This is a genomic window from Rahnella contaminans (assembly GCF_011065485.1).
GTDB classification, from domain to species: domain Bacteria; phylum Pseudomonadota; class Gammaproteobacteria; order Enterobacterales; family Enterobacteriaceae; genus Rahnella; species Rahnella contaminans.
In genome coordinates, this window is the sequence record NZ_JAADJS010000001.1 from 1,076,605 (window position 1) to 1,096,983 (window position 20,379).

Below are 20,379 nucleotides of genomic sequence, written 5' to 3' on the forward strand. Positions count from 1 at the left end.
TATTTACGCCGATGTCTGGCGTAATGGAGCGACCCGTTTTGGCTACCAGAAACCCTTAATGCAGACAGAAAAACCCGCCGTTCTTAATTTCAACGATGAAGTCACCGGAATGATTTACGGCTTCGTTTTTCGCCCACACCGCCCCGCTGAACGCGTTTCCTCGCAGCAGGTTCAGGAAGCTTATCAGCAGATCTGCCACGATCAGGGATTCGTCTGGATCCACGTTAATCTTAATCACGCCATGTCCGAAAAATGGCTGAAGAAGCATTTCGGCGTCGGCGAGGTTTTCTTTGAAGAAATCCGTGAAGGTTCGCGCAGTACGCGCATCGAAAGGCTCGATGACACGTTACTGGCGGTGCTCAACGACGTCATTTTTCGCCCGGATGAAGCCAGTGATGAAGTCTCGACGCTGTGGCTGAGTTGTCATCAGCAACTGGTGGTTACCGCGCGCCACAAACCGGTGCGGCTGATCGAGCAGTTATTCAAACGCCTGGAGCATCTGAACATCACCACGCCGACGGCGCTGCTGGTGCATCTGCTGCAAGAACAGGAGGATTTGCTTGAGCAGATTGTCCGTCGCGCCAATCAGTACGTGGACACCATCGAAGAGCGCCTGCTGAGCCATCACGTCAAAAAGAACCGCGCCAATCTGGGGCGTTTACGGCGGATGCTTTTGCGTTTCCAGCGTTTACTCGCCCCGGAACCGACGGCGCTTTTCCGCCTGCTCAATCGCCCTCCGGCCTGGATTGCGCCAGTCGTGGTGCAGGATTTACGCCAGTTTGCCGAAGAGTTTTCCGTTGTGCTCAATGATCTGATTGCGCTGACCGAACGTATCCGCCTGCTTCAGGAAGAGATCACTTCGCGCCAGATGGAGCAAAGCAACCGCACGCTGTACGTGCTGACCGTCATTACCGTGCTGGCGTTGCCCATCAACATTGTGGCGGGCTTTTTCGGCATGAACGTGGGAGGAATTCCGCTCGCTGGCAATCACCACGGTTTTATCCTTTTGGTGGTGATTGTCGGGTTATTCACCCTTCTGGCGGGCTGGTACGCGTTTAAACGCCGCGACGACGGCTAGTGGATGGCGCGGTTACAGAAAGTCTTTGGCTTTACTGAGCAAAGCCGCTTTGGTGATCACGCCCAGCAAACGGCGTGATTCGGCGTTTTCCAGCACCGGCAGGCGTTCGAGCGGTGAATTGCTGAACATTGCCCAGGCCTGTTCGTAGCTGGCGTGCTGAAAGAGTGTGGTAAATTCCTGTTCGATAAACGGGTCAATCGCGCTGCCGGCTTTCAGGCTGCCGTCAATAATCCCGCTGGCGACCACGTTGGTCGGCACCACCCCGAGAAAGCGTTCCTCCCTGTCCACCACGTACACATACCGCGTGCGCTGTTTCAGCCCTTCACTCACCACTTCCGAAAGCGTGGCGTCAACGTACATTTTTGAGCACGGCGTAATCAGCGAGGCCACCGTGCTGTATTCAAACGCATTTTTTGCGGCGAAGCGCGCGTTGTGTCGCGCCAGCACCGGATAGGTTCCACCCACTTTCAGGCGCGAGGCGACCACATACGAAATCGCCGTCGCCAGCATCAGCGGGAATAACAGCGAACTGTTGAGCGTCATTTCAAACGCCATCATGATCGACATCAGCGGCGCATGGCTGGTCGCCGCCAGCAGTGCGCTCATGCCGATGGCGGCATACAGCCCGACCGGACCGGGATCAAACCCCAGCCATTGCAGAAAAGTACACACCAGCGCCCCGCCCGCCGCGCCGATCAGCAGCGAGGGCGTAAACAAACCGCCGACCGCACCGGAACCGATGGTGATCGCCGTCGCCACGATTTTCAGAATCAGCAGCACCAGCAGCGGCGTCTGTAAATCGCCGTTATTGAGTATTAAATCAATCACTTCAAAACCGTTGCCGAGCACCAGCGGCGAGATCATCGCCACCAGCCCGACGCCCAGGCCACCCAGCCCGAGCCGCAGCGCCGGATGCGAAATGGGTTTCATCCACTGACGGACTTTATCGATAGACGAGATGAATAATGGCCCGAGAATGCCCGTCGCCACACCGATAAACAGCACGGTGAAAATCGCCCCCAAAGACGGACTGAAAGAAACAGAGGAATAGAGATAGAGCGGCGCGTAATCCGTCAGTGATCTGACCGTGAGCACCGCAACTGACGCCGAAATAAACAGCGGGATCAGCCGCTGAACGGCGGTCACGCCAAAGGCGATTTCCGCGACAAACAGCGCACCGGCAAACGGCGCGTGATAGACCGCCGCCAGCCCGCCCGCCGCGGCCATCGCGATAATATCTGACTGATGAACGCCCTGAAAACGCGAGAACCGCCCGAGCAGACTGCCGCTCAGCGCAGAAAGCTGCACCATCGCGCCTTCCCGCCCGATAGAACCGCCGCTGGCGATACTGGCCAGCGACGACAGCCCGCGCAGCACGGTACTCACCACCGGGATCCCTGGTAAACGCTGATCGATAACGTCCAGATAATCCGGCATCTTGCCGTGCCTGCTTTCGTGGCGCAGCGCCCACAGCAAAATGAATCCGGCAATCACGCCGCCCGCCGTGGTGATCACCGGCCAGACTATTCGCGGGTATTCGCTGAACGCTTTGGTGATATCGCTGCCGTCGGTGAACATCAGACCGTTGATGCCGGAAATCGCCCCACGAAACGCAATAGTCACCAGCGCGGCGACGATCCCGGCGGGTATGGCAATCAGCAAATTAATCAGGTCGCTCTTTTGCAGGGATTCAGGATTGAGGGCTTTCAGGCTCATAGGGTCTCAGTGGTCTGAACATTGGCGGGGTAAGAGTATCAATTTACAACGAAACGGTGAAATTTTTGGTTTTCACGCACTTTGCTTTCTGGACGTCAGGATCCAGAACCCGGTGAGTATCTGCCAAAACGTGATGGGATAAACGGACATCCGCTCGACGAGACCGGTAGGCAGAATGCCGGACGAGATTGTCACCATACTGACCAGCCCGGTACAGCCCAGCGCCAGGCTGAAAAGTGAAAATGCCCGCCATCCTGTGCGGCGACGTTTCATCCAGCCCGCCGACAGCAAACACACATTGCCGCCCGCAATCGCCAGCACCGCGCCCGCCTGATGAACCGTCACGCCGCCCGTACTGCCACCGCTGTGGAACAGCGCAATCAGCACACCGCCGATAGCATGCAGCAGACCGGATAAGAGAAATACGTTGCGACCCGGACAGCTGAATAACGGGCGTAGCAGCCAGCAGGCTATAAAGAACAGAATGCCTTCGGCCGCGAAACCCGCGTTCATCACGTTATGCAGCGGTGAGCAAATGTCGCGGCCGTCTGGCGTCATGCCACACGAGGTAATACCCAAATCGCTGATGTAATTATGCAGATAGGAATAGGAAGGATCCCGCCAGCCCGTGGAACTGATTTTTTCCGCCAGTAAATACAGAATACCGCCGAGGGCGAAGCACACCGCACCGGTTTTTTGCCGAGTAGATTGAGTCTGCATGGAGGTCTTAGTGATGGGATGTGAGGTAATAGTAGGACAAAAAAAGTCGGGCGTGGAGGGATCCAAAGGAGGAAAAGCACTTTCCTCCTTTGGGCAGTTTCGGTCACTGTTGCGGAGTAATCACCGTTCGTGCGAAACCTAAATTTTCACAATACTCAGGAATACGGGTTCATAAAGCCCCTTATTCCTTCGTCACCGTATCCAGATACAACTGGCTGCCCGCCACGTTCTGGCTTGCACCTTTCACGTTATCGCGTATTGCCACCAGCAATTTGCTTTGCAGCGCCACCACAAACGGCGAGTTTTTTTGCAGTTCGCGTTGTAAATCGGCGTACAGCGCTTTACGTTTGGTCGGATCAGATTCCGCCGCGGCTGCGCGCGTTTGTTTACTGATTTCCGGGATCACCCACTGAATGCGTTGCGCCAGCGTTTTCGGGCCGTTTGGCACGTTATAGGCGAAGGTGCTGGCGTTAGTGTTCGGGTCGAGGTAATCCGCGCCCCAGTAAGTGAAGATCGACTGGAATTTGTGTGCGCGCATGCGGGTAAGCACGTCGCTTTCCACCAGCGGATGCACCACTAAATTGATATCCGCTTTAGCGAAACTGGCCTGCAATGCCTGCGCAATATCAGAATACGGTGGCTGATTGATCACGATTAAATCGATTTTGGTGCCCGGCGCAATCCCGCCTTTGCTCAGAATCGCTTTGGCTTTGGCGACATCGTATTTATAGGGCTGATCGTCAATCGCGCCCGCCAGACCGTCCGGCAGGAAGGTCTGATGAATACCGTACTGGCCTTTCAGCAGGTCGGTAGAAATCCCCTGATAATCGACCAGCCAGCGCGCTGCTTCCCACAGCGCAGGGTTTGCCAGCGCCGGTTGCGTGGTATCGCCAGCGTTAAACGCCAGATAGAACACTTTGGCCGCCGGGAATTGCGCAACGTGAACGCCCTTCTCTTTTTGCAGCGAGCTGAACTGGTCAGCACCCAAATCGTAAGCCACGTCCGCATCGCCGTTCAGCACCAGCAGACGGCGCGTTGACGGGTCGCCCACGTTTTTAAACAGCACATTCTCAATCTTCGCCAGCGGTTTAGCGTTCGGGTTACGTTTGAAAATCAGCGCTTCGTGCGGCACATAGTTACGCACTTCAAACGCGCCGCTGCCCGCAGAGCGTGAACGCAGCCAGCTGTTACCGAAATCATTCTGATCGACATGCTCTTTCAGCAATTTGCTGTCCACAATCCCGGCGACCGGCGCGGACAGAATGCTCAGCACCAGCCCGCTGCCGATATCGGCCGGCCAGCTAAGCTGCACTTTGTCGTCAGCAATTTTTTTCAGATTGCCGTCCACGTTATCCGGCGTCCAGCCCAGTTCACCGAGAATAAACGACGGGCTTTTATTGAGTTTCACCACGCGGGTAAACGAATAAATCACATCGTCGGCCGTCACCGGATTGCCGCTGGAAAATTTCTGGCCAGGCTTGAGGGTGAAGATCAGACTGTGCGCGTCCGGCCCCGGCTGCCAGCTGGCAGCGGCGTCCGGGTCGAGCTTATCGGGATGCTGCCGGTCGGATTGCACCAGTTGCTGATAAAGGTTTACCAGATTGCCGGAACTGACGGTTTCAAAACTTTCCGCCGGATCCAGACTGATAATGCCTTCGAGCGAACCTGCGACGACCAGTGTATCTTTTGGCGTCGCCGCATCCACGCGGGTCACGGCCATCATCAGCAGGAATAACAGGGAAGGAACACGTACTTTCATTGAGGTCGATCTCCACAGGTGAAAAGACAGTTTTTCCGAGTGTAGAGGTGCAGCGGCAAGGCAAGAACAATGAAATAAAGCTATGTATTTTAATAAAATAGATTAAGGAATGAAAAAGACTCGGTTTTTATAAAGCCACTATGGCGCGCTCAAAATCTTGCTGAACGGAGCGTACCGGAGACCTGAGGAACGGCGGCGATATGCCGCCCCCAAGTCGCTGAGGGCCGACGCCCGCGGTTTTGAATTTGACCGTGAATATGGCCTTGAATTTGAACTTAAAACCCTCAACAGCTTCAGCTCAGCACATACCCCTTGGCCATATGCACCGCCCGATCACACATATGATCAATCACATCCGCATCGTGGCTCACCAGAATCATGGTCAGATCGCTGGTCGCTTTCAGGTCATTCAGAAGATTGAGGATTTCCGCCTGTACCGACATATCCAGCGCGGAGGTCGGTTCATCGAGCAGCAGCAGTTTGGGTTTAAGCAACAGTGCACGCACAATCGCCACGCGCTGACGCTGGCCGCCGGAAAGCTGGTGCGGATAGCGGTTCATCAGCGCCGGATCCAGCCCGACCTGACGGAAACCTTCGGCAATTTTCTGTTCGATATCCTGCTCTTTGAGGATTTTCAGCGGCTCCGCCAGCGTGCGCAGCAGCTTGTGTTTCGGGTGCAGCGAGGCATACGGATCCTGAAATACCATCTGCACATCGCGGCGCAGGCTGCCGGTAAACGGTTTGCCCGGTTTCACTTTGTGATCCAGCAGCGTCAGGCTGCCGTCCCAGTTGCCGTTCAGCCCGGCGAGTACCCACAGCAAAGAGGATTTACCGCAGCCGGACGGCCCGACCAGACCGAAACATTCGCCTTTGTTAATCGTCAGGCTGACGTTATGCACCACGGTACGCACTTCGTAACCTTGACGGTGCGAAACGCTCAGCTTATCCAGTTCCGCAACGATTTCAGTCATGGCGAGATTCCTTTTTCAGTGACGCCAGCAGTGCGCGATCCAGCACCGGCAGGCGTTCTCCGTGCGTAAATTTGCTCGGACGGCATGACCACAGCGTATGCGTATACGGATGCGTGGCCTGCGCCAGCTGGTCTGCCGGCAGTTCATCCAGCAATTCGCCCTTGTACATCACCAGCACGCGCTCGCAGTGGTGCGCAACCTGTTGCAGGTCGTGGCTGATCAGAATCAGCCCCATGTTGCGCTGTTCCACCAGCCGTTCAATCAGCCCGAGAACCTGTTCGCGCATGTCGAAATCCAGCGCAGACGTAGGTTCATCAGCAATCAGCCATTGCGGATCGTTGATCAGCGCAATCGCCAGCATCACGCGCTGGCCCATCCCGCCGGAAAGCTGATGCGGATATTGTTGTTGCAGGAAGGCCGGATTTGGCAGGCCGACAGCGTTAAGCATATCGGCGACTTTTTCCTGCCGCTCTTTGCGGCCAAGACGCGTATGCAGGCGCAGCGGTTCTTCCACCTGTTTGCCGATTTTCTGCGTCGGATTCAGCGCATGTTTCGGATCCTGCATCACCATCGACACACGGTTCCCGCGAAGACGGCTCCACTCGCGTTCTTTCAGCGTGGTCAGATCATTGTCACCGAGCGTCAGCTCGGAAGCGCGCAGCTTGCACGGGTGCGGCAGTAATCCCATCAGGGCGCGCGCGGTCAGGGATTTACCGGAACCCGATTCCCCCACCAGCGCCACACGTTCCTGCCCGACGCTGAAAGAGAGCGATTTCACCAGTTCCAGCGGGCGTTCGCCCGGCAGATAAATGGTGAGATCTTTCGCCGTCAGCCGGTCGGTGTGCTGCGTCTTCTGGTGATTGTGTTGCTGATGAAGCGTTTGAGCATCAGTTGCCATGTCGTGGATCCATTTTGTCACGCAGGCCGTCGCCCAGCAGGTTGAAAGCCAGACTGGCAAACAGAATTGCGCCACCCGGCGCAGCCGCTACCCACCACTGGTCGAAAATCACTTTACTGCCTTCGGCAACCATCGAGCCCCATTCGGCGGTCGGTGGCTGAATGCCCATGCCCAGGAACCCCAGACCGGCAGACGCCAGAATAATGCCGCCCAGACTGAGCGCCGCGCGCACGACCGCGCTGGGCAGACACAACGGCAGAATATGGCCGAACATCAGACGCAAACCGCCGATGCCCTGCATTCTCGCCGCCGCCAGATAATCACTGCGCCGCAGCGCCAGCGTTTCCGCCCGCGCCTGACGCGCAAACGGCGGCCAGCTGGTGAAGGCCAGCGCCAGTGCGCCGTTCATCAGCCCCGGCCCCATAATAGCGACAAGTGCCAGTGCCATGACCAGACTCGGCAATGACATCACGATGTCGGTCAGACGCATCAGAATTCGCTCAAACCAGCCACCGATATACCCGGCGCTGATGCCGATTAACAGCCCCACCGGGATGGTCAGGATCAGAATAAGCGACACCAGCAGCAGTGTCGGACGTGCGCCGTAAATCACGCGGGAAAGCAGATCTCGGCCAAAGCCGTCAGTGCCCAGCCAGTGCGCGCCGGACGGCGGCAGCAGGCGTAATTCGATGTGCTGAATATTGGGGTCAAAAGGCGCAAGCAGCGGTGCGAGCAGCGCGGTCAGCACCAGAATTGCCACCAGTACCAGGCCGACCGAGAGCGCAGTGATACGGCGCGCGGGCTTCCAGACGTTAGCCCCGGCGTCAGCCTGCGCCGGTTGTTCAGGGATCATTTGTTGAGTCATAAGCGAAAACTACCGGGTCCGCGGATCGAGCAAATAAGTAAGGGCGTCAGCCAGCGCATTGAGCAGCACGAAACAGGTGCCGATCAGCAATGTTGCGCCGAGAATAGCCGGGGTATCCGCTGCAAACAGCGCAGTGGTCAGGTAACGTCCGACGCCAGGCCAGGCAAACACGGTTTCCGTCAGTACCGCCCCTTCCAGCAGGCTGGCATAAGAAAGGGTGAGCACGGTAATCAGCGTGCCCAGCACGTTCGGGAAGACGTGGCACAGCAACACGCGCACCCTGCCCGCGCCTTTTGAGCGCGCCAGGATCACGTATTCTTTGTTCATTTCGCCCAGCATGGACGCACGCAAAAGGCGCGTAATCCCTGCCATCGACAGCATCGCCAGCACCGTCACCGGTAACCATAAATGGCTGATCGCGTTGTAGAACATGTCACGGTCGCCGGAAAGCCAGGTATCAATCAGCACAAAACCGGTGCGCGGCGTCATGGTGTACATGTACAAATCGTCGAGCCGTCCGGGGCCGCCCGCCCAGTGCAGTACGGCGTAAAACAACAGCAGGCCGAGCAGACTTAACCAGAAAATCGGCACGGAATAACCGAGCAGCGAAACAAACCGGGCGATGTTATCCAGCCAGCTTCCGGGTTTCCACACGGCCAGCAGCGCCAGCAAAATCCCCAGCGTTCCGCCCAGCAAAATGGAACAGGTTGCCAGTTCTACCGTCGCCGGAAAGGTGCGCATCAGATCACTGGCGACCGGCTGCGCGGTGATGCGGGAAATCCCCATATCGCCATGCGCGAGGTGATCCAGATATTTGGCGAACTGCACGGGAACCGACTGGTCCAGCCCCAGATCGCGACGTACCTGCGCGTAGGTGGCCTCACTGGCGTGATCGCCCGCGACCTGCAACGTCGGGTCAATCGGGGCAAGATGGGAAAGCGTAAAGGTGAACGCCAGCAAGCCGAGCAATGTCAGCGCCAGCGAAATCACGCCGGTCAGCAAACGGCCTGACCAGCGCCAGCCCTGCCGGACGAATCCGGCGGGCGTTGAACTGTCTGTCATTACTTAGTGACCTTGCTGTAGAAGACCATGTCCGGGTTGATGCCCTGAACATATCCTTTAATGTTGTCACGCACGGCAATCAGGCTTTTGGCCTGCAAACCAACGACAAACGGTGAGTTTTTCTGCACTTCGAGTTGCAGCTGACGATAATCCGCCACGCGTTTTGCCTGATCGGGCTCTGCAATAGCGGCCAGCGTCAGTTTGTTCAGGGCAGGAATTGACCAGTTAGCACGCCATGCCAGCGTTTTGCTGCCATCTTCCGGGTTGAACGCAAACGCAGAGGCATTGGTATTCGGGTCAAAGTAATCCGGGCCCCACGAAGACATGTACGCGTCGTAATCGTGTGATTTCACTTTGGTGGAGATCTGCTGGCTTAAGCCCGGATCCAGTTTCACGGTCACGCCGCCCTGCGCGAAGCTGGCCTGCAAGGCCTGCGCGATGTCCAGATACGGTGGCTGATTAGACGTGGAGAGCGTGAAGCTTACATTCGTGAGACCTGCTTTAGCCAGAATCGCTTTGGCTTTGGCCGGATCATAGGTGTACGGCGTGTCATTTACCGCGCCGAGGTAACCTTCCGGCAGGAATGCCTGATGCACCTGGAACTGATTTTTCATCAGATCATGCGCGATGTGGTTGTAGTCAAACAGGTAACGTGCCGCTTCCCAGAAAGCCGGATTGCCCAGCGCCGGAGAAGCTTTGGCATTAAATTGCAGGAAATACAGGGAAGCATAAGGGATCGCCAGCGGCTTCACGCCCTTCTTGCCTTCCAGCGCAGCCATCTGGTCGGAACCGAGGTTACGCGCCATATCGGCATCACCCTGTTCAATCAGCAGGCGGCGTGCAGCCGGATCCGGCACGTTTTTAATCAGAATGGTTTTCAGCTTCGGCGCGCCTTCGGGTGAGGTCGGGTTCGCGGAAAGAATGACCACTTCATGCGGAATATAGTTACGGATCTGGTACGGGCCGGAACCGGCGGAGTGGTTACTCAGCCACTGGTGACCGAGATCGTCAGAGGCAACATTGGTTTTCACCAGTTTGCTGTCAACGATGGAAGACACCGGCGCAGACAGAAGGCTCAGCACGAATGACGGGCTGACGTCGGCGGTCCAGCTGATTTTGACGTGATGGTCATCGAGTTTAGTCAGGAAGGTATCGACGTTTTTGTCGGTCCAGCCCAGTTGCGTCAGGATGAATGAGGGCTCAAGATTCAGTTTCACCACGCGCGACAGCGAGAAAATAACGTCATCGGCGGTCAGCAGATTACCACTGGCGAACACCGCTTTTGGCGACAGTGTAAACGTCAGGCTGCGGTTGTCTTTCGCGGCTTCCCATGAAGTCGCCAGCGTCGGTTTTAAATCGATTGGATTTTTCGGGTCTGACTGCACCAGGCGCTGGTAAATGTTGTTGAAAGCCTGAACCGTCGTCAGCTCAAAACCCTGAGCCGGGTCAAAACTGGAGGTGTCATCAATGGATTGGGCGATAACCAGTGTGTCCGGCGGCGTGGCAGCCTGAACAGAGAAGCTGGCCGCAATAGCCGTAAACAGGACGGACGGTAATAAAGCTTTCATCAAGAAACACTCTCCAATGTAGCGAAATTGCTAACGTCTTATTAGTGTAAAGTTTCTTCAACCTACCAGAAAGTCTGATAAATACTATCGTTATGCATATTTTGCATAACGTTATCTGATTGGTTATTAATGAGTCAGGACGGGCGTTTGCCGGGGATTGTTACTGTACAAAATACGTGAAAAAACTCCCTTCCCCGGCACAGGAAAGGGAGTGCATTAAAATCAGAAGTCGTAGGTCGCGGAGAGCTTAAATTCACGCGGGTCACCTTGCGTCAGATAACCGCCCGTCGCTGATGCCCAGTATTTTTCGTTGGTGACGTTTTCCAGACTGGCACGCCATGTCAGCGTGTTTTGGCCGACCGGCATCACGTAACGCAAACCAAGATCCAGACGCGTCCAGCCGTCCACTTTCAGGCTGTTTTCTTCATCGGCATATTGCGAACCGGAGCGGATCACTTTGCCGAGCGCCGTCACACCGCTGCCGCCGGGAATATCCCATTCGCCACCAAGCACCCACTGGTAACGCGGAATACCCACCGCATCTTTGCCATTGTAAGCACCGTCCTGCGTTTGGGTCATTTCCGGGTTCATCCAGGTCACACTGCCGTTCAGACGCACCCCCAGCACCGGTTCGCCAAACACGTTCAGCTCTACGCCACGGTTACGGACTTCACCGTATGTACCATATTCATAGGTGTCGCCGGTGGCGCGATACATACCGACCGGTTTCTTAATCTGATAAAGAGACAATGTGCCCGCAATACGGCCAAAGTCAGTTTTCACGCCGACCTCATCCTGTTTGGAGGTTTCAATGCCGGAAGCCTGACCACCGTTGGTGACGACTTTTCCGTTGTACGTGGTGCCTGACACTTCACCGGCCTGCAAGGCTTCGATGTGATTCGCGTAGAAGGAAACGTGTTCCCACGGTTTCACGACGAGGCCGAAGGCTGGCGTGACTTTCATCTGCTCAAAGGAGTCAGTTTCGGTTCCGGTGTAGCTGTAATCCTTCACGATGACGTTCTGGCGGCGCAGACCGGCAATCAGTTGCAGACGGTCGTCGAGCATCGATAAGGTATCGGAAACCGACACGCCGACGTTCTGGACACGGTTACGCAGCGCCGGATCGCCCATACTACCGCCCGCATACAAAGTGGCCGGAGAGCTGGCGTCAACCGGATCATAAATATTGGTATTGATCGACGATGCCGACATGGTGTACGCGGTTTTGTATTTGCGGTACACGCTCGACATGCCCAGATTCACGCTGTGGCTGATAAAGCCGGTGTCGAATTTACCGCGGACACCCGCCTGCGTGGCAACGCTGTCAGAGACGTAAGGCACGGTGAGACGGCCCATGGTGGCGTTGCCGTTGTCATCTTTCAGCGTCGGAGAGCTGTAGTTACCGTATTCACGGTCATGGTTCATACCCACCGCGCCATAAACGGTCCAGTCGTCTGCCACGTCGTATTCGGCTTTCAGCATACCGAATTCATTTTCCAGATTACTGGAAGCAAAATCCTGCCCGTAGTTTTTGGTCGCTGAAGGCGCATCCGGCACTTTGGTCGCATTGCCCAGATAGACAACCGGACGACCACCGTGAACAGTCTGTTTGGTCACGCCAAAATCAAAGGAAGAGCGGAAACGATCGCCGCGATAATCGAGGCCAACGGAGCCCATGGTCAGGCGGCGGTGTTCGTCATTAACAGCCGTTTCGCCTTCACGGTTCACGGCGTTGACACGTACGCCCCACTGGTTGTTATCACCAAAACGACGACCGACATCCACCGCGCCGCCCACCTGAGAAGATGAGGTGTAATCAACAGTCACGCGGTTGACTGGCGTATCCGTGGCGCGTTTGGGTTCAATGTTGACGTTACCGCCCACGCCCGTGCCGCCCGGCGGTACGCCGTTAAGAAAGGCGCTGGAGCCTTTAAGCAGCTCCACGCGCTCTGCCAGTTCCATCGGCACCAGCTGCCGCGGCAATACGCCGTACAGACCGCCGTAGGAAATGTCTTCGCCGTCTAACGCAAACCCGCGAATGTTGAAAGTTTCCGCGTAATTTCCGTAGCCGTAACCGGTCTGAACGCTGGCGTCGTTATTAAGCACATCACCAAGCGTGCGGCTTTGCTGATCCTGAATCAGTTTGTTGGTGAAACTGATGACGTTGAACGGCACATTCATGGCGTCCTGCTGACCCAGAACGCCGAGACGCCCGCCGTTGGCCACGTCGCCGTCAAGATATGCCGGCACCGGTGTCTCGCCGCCCGCTTTAAAATCGGTCTGTGCGGCAGTGACAGTAATGGTGTCGCCGGTTTTAGACGACGCCGTATCAACAGCGTCAGTCGCGGGTGTTGTGGTGGTGGCCGCATGTGCAGGCAGCGTAACCGCCGCCAGTGCGGCAGAGATCACCACTGGCAGCAATTTACGGGCGAAAACAGGCGTGTGAAAAATTTCACGTTGAGCGCGCATTGAGGATTCCCTGAAAAGTTCAATCGATAATGAGAATAATTATTAAAACCATTCGGATTATGCTCAGGCGTTTTGCAATTGCAACTGACTTTTCGTTAAAAAATCATAGTAAACAGGATGTTAATGGGGGTTTTAAGTATCAAACGGAAATCATAACGGCAGGAAACTAAGGCTAATCGCTTGAATTCAGAAAGATAAAAACGTCGGCGGAGAAAGGAAACGCTGCGCAGGGAGCCCGCGCAGCGGAAAAACGTGTTTCAGGAAAATCAGCTCAGGCCGGGAACATCAAAACCGGGTGAAACAGACAGAAGCATTCTCACCTGTTTCACCAGCTCGCTCATGCAGTCATCCCGCATGCCGTAATTATTCAGCTCTTTTTCCAGCGCAAACAGATATTGCGCGTTGGTGCCCAGCGGTCCGCTGGCCTGCGCAATCAGCGGTGCGATAACCTGATAGTCAGTGTCAGCTTCATACTGCGGATGCGACGGATCCATGATAAAAACCAGCGCAGTGACTTTGCGCCCGTCGTCGAGCTCAAGCTCACACCACGTCGGACGGTAGCAGCCGGTCACCATTTCGCGTTTCCACAGCAGTTCAAGCTCTTCATGCAGTTTGTCTTCCGGCAGACGGAACGCCAGACCGGTGGTTTTTCCGCCGTCGCGCAGCGCCAGCATACGGCCCGGCTGGGCATGGGTTCCTCGCCCGGAAGTCAGACGTAAACAGAATGCACGGTGATAACCATGCAGGGTGGCAGGACGCGCCTCTTCGGAATCAAAGACCGGGTTCCACATCAGTGAACCGTAGCCAAAAATCCACACCGGGCTGTTGTCGGGGCGACGCGCCAGAGCACAACCTAATGAGGCGGCGCGTTGTTCAGGGGTCAGTAGCATCGATTCGTCGATATTGCCGAATGCTGTTTTACAATCTGCGTTACGCAGGAAATCTCGAGTTAACATTCATTCCCCCCTTCTGTACCACTTACTTTTGAACATGCCATGCTGTTAACGCTGTGTTCTCCGCTGTCGTGGGTGCGAGTGATATCTGTTATCGGACAAGCCCGGCATTTAACTGAGGCCGCCGTTTAAATTTTAGGAAGTTTAGTATTCCCGTGTTTGTTGAAACCTTATTCGTTTCTGTCGTTGCAATCAAGGTTGCGGGGGATCACAAAACGAAAATAAAGTGATTATTTTGTGAACATTGTAAGAATATTGACTTTTAAGCAGGGGATCAGAAAAAACGGGCGTGAGAAATAGTGTTTGGGAGGAGGAGTCCGGCAGGCCCGGCGTCCGGGTGCCTGCCGGGGGATATCAGGATTTCCTGGGGTGCCACTTGTCGTCATCCCCTTTTTCATAGCCATGTTTTACCGCAGCCCAGGCCACTTTATGCGCAGTTTCCTCACGCGAATCATCACCCTGCCTGTCTTTGGCTTTTGCATATTCGTCCCAGGCGCTGTTGAAGGCCTCTTTATAGATGTCCTGCGCGTGAGCAGGAAGGACATTTCGCACGGAATCGGGTAGCGCTGAGCGATTCTGATAAGGCATGATTATTCTCCTTTTTCATTACGTTCATCTTCATCACATTCATTGTGTGCTCAGTCTGTGCACAATAATAAGTCTAGCTGCTACCCTCAATGGATCCTGCCAGATTAGTCTGCGTTTCTGTTCTTTCGGGAAAAAAAAGCTGTTTTTTGCGCAGTAACCTTATGGGTATAGTAATCATTTACATAAATTGACGCATCACCAGCATTAAACACATAACAAAAACTAACTAACTGTTATTTATAACTTTAATTTATTAACAATAAAATTTAAGTAAAGAAAAAAGCACAGTTAATGCAAATTATCCACCAACAAATACTGACTAACTGATATTTCAATGACTAACATCAACTTTTTTCTGTTAACAGATTAATTTATCTACTATACTTAATGAGTTACATCTTTATGCTGCTATGCATTTTACTGACAACCGGGGACAGGCGGTTGTTACTTCGTGAGTGTTTATAAGGAGAATAATCATCATGGTGTCGTCACAGGAACATCCAAAAATCAAAACCCGCCATCAGGAATACTCCCTGATTTTCCCTATTGCCGCCCTGATTGTTCTCGTCCTCTGGGGCAACAGCAGTAACTTCGCCTCCGTCGTGGGCATCAATTTAATTGCGCTGGTCGGTATTCTCGCCAGCGCATTCAGCGTTGTCCGTCACGCCGACGTCCTGGCTCACCGCTTAGGTGAACCCTACGGCTCGCTCATCCTCAGCCTTTCAGTGGTCATCCTCGAAGTCAGTCTGATTTCGGCCCTGATGGCAACCGGTGACGCCGCGCCCGCGCTGATGCGTGACACATTATTTTCCATCATCATGATCGTGACCGCCGGGCTGGTGGGTGTCGCCCTGCTGCTGGGTGGCCGTAAATTTGCCACGCAATACGTCAATCTGGGCGGCATTAAACAGTATCTGATGGCGATTTTCCCGCTGGCGGTGATCGTACTTGTTCTGCCCGCAGCCTTACCGGGCGGTAATTTCAGCACGCCGCAGGCGCTGTTTGTTGCGGTGATTTCCGCCGCCATGTACGGCGTATTCCTGCTGATTCAGACCAAAACGCACCAGAGCCTGTTTATCTATGAACATGAAGATGAAGGCGAAGAAGACGGCCACGGAAAGCCTTCTTCAAAAAGCAATCTGACGCACACACTGTGGCTGCTGGTGCATCTGGTGCTGGTCATTGCCGTCACCAAATTCAACGCCAATCCGCTGGAAAGCCTGCTGACTGAACTGAACGCGCCTGCGCAGTTCACCGGTTTCCTGGTGGCGCTGCTGATTCTTTCCCCGGAAGGTTTGGGTGCGTTAAAAGCGGTGCTGAAAAATCAGGTACAGCGCGCCATGAATCTGTTCTTCGGTTCGGTGCTGGCGACCATCTCTCTGACCGTTCCGGCGGTGACCGTTATCGCCACCCTGACCGGCCAGAACTTAATTTTCGGGCTGGACCCGGCGAACATCGTGGTCATGCTGTCGGTGCTGATTTTGTGCCAGATTTCCTTCTCGACAGGCCGTACCAATGTCCTGAACGGCACGGCGCATCTGGCATTATTCTGCGCCTATATGATGATTATTATGCTTTAACATCGGCGAATCCCTGCGAAGGGGTGAAGCATTATAAGAAAGGCCGCTCACAGGAGCGGCCTTTTTCATTATGTGATGCATTGTGGTGGGAATAAGGTTAATTACGAATAAGCATTCAGCGTTCTCTGGCACAATTCAGAGCGGACGCAGTCCTGTTTATCAAACTTAATGATGCCGACCATCTCGTCTTCTTCGAAGCGGGACAGTGCATCGCTGAGCCCCGATACAACTCCACGTGGTAAATCACACTGGGTAATATCACCGTTAACTATAACCGTCACGTTTTCACCGAGACGCGTCAGGAACATTTTCATCTGACTGGCCGTGACATTCTGGGCTTCATCCAGAATAACCACCGCATTTTCGAAAGTACGCCCGCGCATATAAGCGAATGGCGCAATTTCAACCTTCCCTATTTCCGGCCGCAAACAATATTGCAGGAAGGAAGACCCCAGACGACGTAACAGAATGTCGTAGACCGGACGGAAATAAGGTGCAAATTTCTCTGATATATCGCCGGGCAGGAAACCGAGATCTTCATCGGCCTGGAGAACCGGACGGGTAACAATAATCCTGTCGATTTCTTTGTGAATTAATGCCTCTGCCGCTTTCGCAGCGCTGATAAATGTTTTGCCGCAGCCTGCTTCGCCGGTAGCAAAAATTAACTGCTTATTCTCTATGGCTGATAAGTAATGACCCTGAGCTTCAGTACGCGCTTCGATGACGGACGTATCGCGAGTGTCGCGAGCCATGCCAATCGATTCCAAACCGCCCATCTGTACCAATGACGTCACAGATTCTTCCTCGCGCTGGCGGTGACTGCGTGAATCATTACGAATTACACGTTTTGCTTCACGACGAGCTTTGATCACTGCTTTCTGTCTTCCCATAGTGGCACCTTACAGTTTGATTCACTTAACGCTAAGGCATAATGCCCGCACGGTTATGTTTCACTAACAAATGAGGTTTTGGTCTCCTTTTAGACCAAGTACAGCCATTGAATATCGTGAAGAGGAAAATAGACCAAAGCGATTATGAGATAATCTTTTGGCTGCTTTCTGTTCACAAGGAGGCATTGTCATATCCACCGAAAATAAAACTCTCAATGAAAGTAAAATCCTCGATAATGACAAACCGCTGACCCGCACAGTGAAATTGCCAGAATAAAAGCCAATGCGTTTCGCAGTTGTTTTAAAAGGGATGAAAGAGTCAGTTAAAGAACAGGGTTGATGGTGCGTGGATGATAACTTCTCTAAAAAGCGGTAGGAATATACTGAAAGTGTTTTGGTTAATATTGGAGAGTCGGAGGCCTTACCCTCGTTTGCTTTTACGCGACAACAACGAGTCAGTGGGTGAAGCATGTTATTTTCAATCAACAGCCCAAACATGGACTTTACCATTCGCGCTCCCCGCAGTGTTATTAACGGCAGTTGCCGGACACCTCGTGAAAACTTATCCCGTATATCCTGAAAACTACCGCGATATAATTTCAGTATAATGACAGCTGAAACATTTGCGTTACCAAAATGTAAAAAAATTTGTGACTGTCGTCAATAGGATCATGAGGATCTTTTTTACGATCCTCGCCCTGGTTATTTTTTATCCGTGATTTTACTGCATAAAGTAAAGCAGGCGACCGACCCGCTGACGGCAAAAAGGATCGGAATTAAGAAGTCATGATCCACCCGCGTGAACTCCATTATCAGCACAATAGCGGTGACGGGCATTTTCATTGAGGACGCCAGAAATGCCGCCGCCCCAATAATGGCAAATGCACCCAGCGATGTTCCCGGCCAGAAAATATTCCACAGCGCGCCCAAAATACAGGCCAGCAATGCGCCATTGGATAATCCCGGCGTCAGTAATCCGCCCTGCGCCCCGGCGCGTAATGTGCTCCAGGTAATCACCAGTTTCCCCACCAGCACGGTTGCCGCTAACGCTACGGTAATCTGATTATCAAAACTCAGCTGCGCCGGGCCTTTGCCGTTGCCCAATAATTGCGGAAGCCAGCCCGCCAGAATGCCGATAAACGCAAAATTGAGCAGGTTATAAATAATCAGACGCGCATCGCGCGGGGCCTGCGCTTTCGCCCGGTGGGTCATCCGCGTAAACCCGTAAGCCGCAACGCCAAATACCGGCCCCATGACCGCCGACCAGACCAGCAAGGCGGGTGTGGTGTTCAGCTGCATCAGGTGATATTGCGATTCGTTGCCCAGCCCTGTCCACGCCACCAGCGCGGCAATAGAGGATGTTGCTATTGCAGGCAGCAACAGCGGCCAGCGGAACGCACCGAGCAGCACTTCCAGCACAAACACTGCGCCGCCAAGCGGAACGTTATACACCGCCGCCAGCCCCGCACCTGCGCCGCAGGCAATCATGATTTGCGTTTCGCGCGCCGTCAGCCTGAAGCGCAGCGACAGCCAGTTTGCGCTGACCGCACCGATTTCGCGCGGCGCGACCTCACGTCCGAGCGGCGAACCGAGCGCGACGGTGATAATTTGCAGCAACGCATGAATCGTCGTGCTGACAAACGGCATACGCGGATTTTCTGATTTCACCGCCGCGGCAATGCTCACCAGCGGTTTTCCCCAGCGGTACAGCGCCCACCAGCCTGCGCCGGCAACCGCACCACAGATAATCAGCACGATCAGCCGCCGGCTACGCGTGGCTTCGCTGACGCCCTGCAAAAAGCTTTCACTGCTGATGATAAAATCCGGACTGTAGCCGAAGGCCAGATGCTGGATGTAGTGCAGGATCAGCGCCAGCATCATGCCACCGAGACCGGCCAGCACGCCGGTACACAATGTCGCGGCCGTCAGCCGCCATAACGGGCTGGAAATTTCGGAATTATTCAACGCAGGCACTCCGCATTAATATCTGATGTTTGGGTTCTCTAAACAGCTTACAAAACATCAGTTAAACCGCACGTCAGCTCAGCAAGTTATTTTTCTTTTCGTTGAGAAAATAACTGTTAATGCCCTCCGCCAGCGCCCTCGCCATCTTTTCCTGAAAGACCGGTTCGCCGAGCAGTTTTTCTTCCTGCTTGTTGGTGATGAAGGACGTCTCCACCAGCACCGACGGAATGCGCGGGGATTTCAGCACCGCGAAGCCCGCCTGTTCCGGATGCGGGCTGTGCATGTGATGCACTTTGACAATGTTCGCCGCCAGATGGCTGCCGAAATCCATGCTGCGGTGAATGGTTTCGTGCTGATCGAGGTCGAAAAGCGTCTCCTTCAGATACTCATCGTCGGTCTTAAAATCATTGTCATACAGCACGTCGACGCTGTTCTCGCTCTGCGAAAGATACCGCGCCATCGCGCTGCCCGCGCCGTGTTCTGACAGCGCAAAAACCGATGCGCCGGATACCTGATCGTTAGTAAATCCGTCGGCGTGAATAGAAATAAACAGGTCGGCTTCGTGCTGATGCGCCAGGCTGACGCGGTGATAAAGCGGAATAAAAACGTCATCCTGCCGCGTCAGCACCGCGTGAATACCGTGCTGCTGATCCAGCAAGGTTTGCAGCCGTTTGGCGATGTGCAGAACCACGTGTTTTTCATACGTCCCTTCATTGCCAATCGCGCCGGGGTCCTTCCCGCCGTGGCCGGGATCAATCATCACCAGCAGGGGTTTTTCCGCCAGTGGCGCTTTGGTGGCTAAAGGCAAAGCCTGCACTGCCGTTTGTGCAGCGAGGCCTTCCTCTGTAATGACAACCTTCATCACGCCGTTTTCTGTGGTGCGCGTGATCACCGGTTTACCCTTCACCGTCAGAACAATACGCGCCACGTCCGGGCTGAAATGGGCAATGCGCCCTTCCTCAATCCACGGGAATTTTTGGCGGACCACGGTCAGCGCATGTTCCAGTTCAGGCGGAAATGACGCCACCGGCATGTCGATCACCACCCTTTCCGGTGCGCCGAGCCTGAATACGCGGCTGCGTTTATCGGCGGCGGGCAGGGATACGGTAATCTGGCGCGCATCGGACATCATTGAAACGCGTACGGCCTTCTGTGCGGCGTACAGGCGCGGTGTCGCCAGCGACAGGCCAATGCCGAAAATTAGCAGTTTTCTGCGGGAATGGTTGATGGTCATAACAGTCTCAGGGCAGGCATCGTGATAAAGCCGTTAACGATTTATCATCATGACATTACTGAC

At 54.5% G+C, this 20,379-nt stretch carries 17 protein-coding genes; 2 read left to right on the forward strand and 15 right to left on the reverse strand.

The window, feature by feature from the left end:
- Positions 1-58: 58 nt before the first annotated feature.
- Positions 59-1,078, forward strand: coding sequence for a transporter (locus tag GW579_RS04740; protein WP_152327013.1), 1,020 nt, complete (start codon positions 59-61; stop codon positions 1,076-1,078).
- A 12-nt stretch (positions 1,079-1,090) separates the two neighbouring features.
- Here the strand turns inward: GW579_RS04740 and GW579_RS04745 are convergent, their stop codons facing one another.
- From GW579_RS04745 to chaB, 11 genes are all read right to left on the reverse strand, one after another.
- On the reverse strand, positions 1,091-2,794 hold the full coding sequence (locus tag GW579_RS04745) for a chloride channel protein (RefSeq protein ID WP_152327012.1): 1,704 nt from the start codon (positions 2,792-2,794) through the stop codon (positions 1,091-1,093).
- Between the two features lie 72 nt (positions 2,795-2,866).
- Complete coding sequence (locus tag GW579_RS04750; protein ID WP_165057843.1) at positions 2,867-3,514, reverse strand: DUF998 domain-containing protein; 648 nt, start codon at positions 3,512-3,514, stop codon at positions 2,867-2,869.
- A gap of 181 nt (positions 3,515-3,695) precedes the next feature.
- Positions 3,696-5,273: an ABC transporter substrate-binding protein gene (locus GW579_RS04755; protein WP_165057844.1), complete on the reverse strand. Its 1,578-nt coding sequence runs from the start codon at positions 5,271-5,273 to the stop codon at positions 3,696-3,698.
- Between the two features lie 293 nt (positions 5,274-5,566).
- Positions 5,567-6,244 (reverse strand): ABC transporter ATP-binding protein, encoded by a 678-nt coding sequence (locus GW579_RS04760; protein ID WP_152327009.1) that lies wholly within the window; start codon positions 6,242-6,244, stop codon positions 5,567-5,569.
- The gene (locus GW579_RS04765) at positions 6,237-7,142 is read right to left on the reverse strand and encodes an ABC transporter ATP-binding protein (protein WP_235937314.1); all 906 of its coding nucleotides are present in this window, start codon (positions 7,140-7,142) and stop codon (positions 6,237-6,239) included. The genes GW579_RS04760 and GW579_RS04765 overlap by 8 nt, the downstream gene beginning before the upstream one ends.
- Positions 7,132-7,995, reverse strand: a complete 864-nt coding sequence (locus GW579_RS04770; RefSeq protein WP_371819775.1) for an ABC transporter permease — start codon at positions 7,993-7,995, stop codon at positions 7,132-7,134. Before GW579_RS04770 ends, GW579_RS04765 begins: the two co-directional genes overlap by 11 nt.
- Positions 7,996-8,016: 21 nt before the next feature.
- The gene (locus GW579_RS04775; RefSeq protein WP_152327007.1) at positions 8,017-9,069 is read right to left on the reverse strand and encodes an ABC transporter permease; all 1,053 of its coding nucleotides are present in this window, start codon (positions 9,067-9,069) and stop codon (positions 8,017-8,019) included.
- Entirely contained in the window at positions 9,069-10,637 is a 1,569-nt protein-coding gene (locus GW579_RS04780) for an ABC transporter substrate-binding protein (RefSeq protein ID WP_165057848.1), read from the reverse strand. The genes GW579_RS04775 and GW579_RS04780 overlap by 1 nt, the downstream gene beginning before the upstream one ends.
- Positions 10,638-10,859: 222 nt before the next feature.
- Positions 10,860-13,106 carry a TonB-dependent receptor gene (locus GW579_RS04785; RefSeq protein WP_152327005.1) on the reverse strand — a complete coding sequence of 749 codons (2,247 nt, stop codon included), beginning with the start codon at positions 13,104-13,106 and terminating at the stop codon, positions 10,860-10,862.
- 266 nt (positions 13,107-13,372) lie between these two features.
- Entirely contained in the window at positions 13,373-14,062 is a 690-nt protein-coding gene (locus tag GW579_RS04790; protein WP_152327004.1) for a gamma-glutamylcyclotransferase, read from the reverse strand.
- A 351-nt stretch (positions 14,063-14,413) separates the two neighbouring features.
- Positions 14,414-14,647 (reverse strand): putative cation transport regulator ChaB, encoded by a 234-nt coding sequence (chaB, locus tag GW579_RS04795; RefSeq protein WP_165057850.1) that lies wholly within the window; start codon positions 14,645-14,647, stop codon positions 14,414-14,416.
- 479 nt (positions 14,648-15,126) lie between these two features.
- On the opposite strand from chaB, the gene chaA reads away from it, so the two are divergent.
- Complete coding sequence (chaA, locus tag GW579_RS04800) at positions 15,127-16,227, forward strand: sodium-potassium/proton antiporter ChaA (RefSeq protein ID WP_152327002.1); 1,101 nt, start codon at positions 15,127-15,129, stop codon at positions 16,225-16,227.
- A gap of 101 nt (positions 16,228-16,328) precedes the next feature.
- Here the strand turns inward: chaA and phoH are convergent, their stop codons facing one another.
- The 4 genes from phoH to GW579_RS04820 all read right to left on the reverse strand — a co-directional run bounded on the left by phoH (position 16,329) and on the right by GW579_RS04820 (position 20,316).
- Entirely contained in the window at positions 16,329-17,117 is a 789-nt protein-coding gene (phoH, locus tag GW579_RS04805) for a phosphate starvation-inducible protein PhoH (protein WP_152327001.1), read from the reverse strand.
- Between the two features lie 63 nt (positions 17,118-17,180).
- The gene (locus GW579_RS04810) at positions 17,181-17,627 is read right to left on the reverse strand and encodes a hypothetical protein (RefSeq protein ID WP_152327000.1); all 447 of its coding nucleotides are present in this window, start codon (positions 17,625-17,627) and stop codon (positions 17,181-17,183) included.
- A gap of 192 nt (positions 17,628-17,819) precedes the next feature.
- Complete coding sequence (locus GW579_RS04815) at positions 17,820-19,082, reverse strand: chloride channel protein (protein ID WP_235937315.1); 1,263 nt, start codon at positions 19,080-19,082, stop codon at positions 17,820-17,822.
- A 73-nt stretch (positions 19,083-19,155) separates the two neighbouring features.
- On the reverse strand, positions 19,156-20,316 hold the full coding sequence (locus tag GW579_RS04820; RefSeq protein WP_152326999.1) for an N-acetylmuramoyl-L-alanine amidase: 1,161 nt from the start codon (positions 20,314-20,316) through the stop codon (positions 19,156-19,158).
- Positions 20,317-20,379: the final 63 nt, after the last annotated feature.

Excerpts from the sequence above, each read along its gene's own strand:
- GW579_RS04785 (WP_152327005.1), bottom strand. The coding sequence starts at position 13,106 with ATGCGCGCTCAACGTGAAATTTTTCACACGCCTGTTTTCGCCCGTAAA.
- GW579_RS04775 (WP_152327007.1), bottom strand. The coding sequence starts at position 9,069 with ATGACAGACAGTTCAACGCCCGCCGGATTCGTCCGGCAGGGCTGGCGC.
- GW579_RS04755 (WP_165057844.1), bottom strand. The coding sequence starts at position 5,273 with ATGAAAGTACGTGTTCCTTCCCTGTTATTCCTGCTGATGATGGCCGTG.
- GW579_RS04750 (WP_165057843.1), bottom strand. The coding sequence starts at position 3,514 with ATGCAGACTCAATCTACTCGGCAAAAAACCGGTGCGGTGTGCTTCGCC.
- GW579_RS04790 (WP_152327004.1), bottom strand. The coding sequence starts at position 14,062 with ATGTTAACTCGAGATTTCCTGCGTAACGCAGATTGTAAAACAGCATTC.
- GW579_RS04740 (WP_152327013.1), top strand. The coding sequence starts at position 59 with ATGCAGACAGAAAAACCCGCCGTTCTTAATTTCAACGATGAAGTCACC.
- chaB (WP_165057850.1), bottom strand. The coding sequence starts at position 14,647 with ATGCCTTATCAGAATCGCTCAGCGCTACCCGATTCCGTGCGAAATGTC.
- GW579_RS04760 (WP_152327009.1), bottom strand. The coding sequence starts at position 6,244 with ATGACTGAAATCGTTGCGGAACTGGATAAGCTGAGCGTTTCGCACCGT.
- GW579_RS04820 (WP_152326999.1), bottom strand. The coding sequence starts at position 20,316 with ATGACCATCAACCATTCCCGCAGAAAACTGCTAATTTTCGGCATTGGC.
- GW579_RS04770 (WP_371819775.1), bottom strand. The coding sequence starts at position 7,995 with ATGATCCCTGAACAACCGGCGCAGGCTGACGCCGGGGCTAACGTCTGG.
- GW579_RS04745 (WP_152327012.1), bottom strand. The coding sequence starts at position 2,794 with ATGAGCCTGAAAGCCCTCAATCCTGAATCCCTGCAAAAGAGCGACCTG.
- GW579_RS04765 (WP_235937314.1), bottom strand. The coding sequence starts at position 7,142 with ATGGCAACTGATGCTCAAACGCTTCATCAGCAACACAATCACCAGAAG.
- phoH (WP_152327001.1), bottom strand. The coding sequence starts at position 17,117 with ATGGGAAGACAGAAAGCAGTGATCAAAGCTCGTCGTGAAGCAAAACGT.
- GW579_RS04780 (WP_165057848.1), bottom strand. The coding sequence starts at position 10,637 with ATGAAAGCTTTATTACCGTCCGTCCTGTTTACGGCTATTGCGGCCAGC.
- chaA (WP_152327002.1), top strand. The coding sequence starts at position 15,127 with ATGGTGTCGTCACAGGAACATCCAAAAATCAAAACCCGCCATCAGGAA.
- GW579_RS04810 (WP_152327000.1), bottom strand. The coding sequence starts at position 17,627 with ATGGTAAAGTCCATGTTTGGGCTGTTGATTGAAAATAACATGCTTCAC.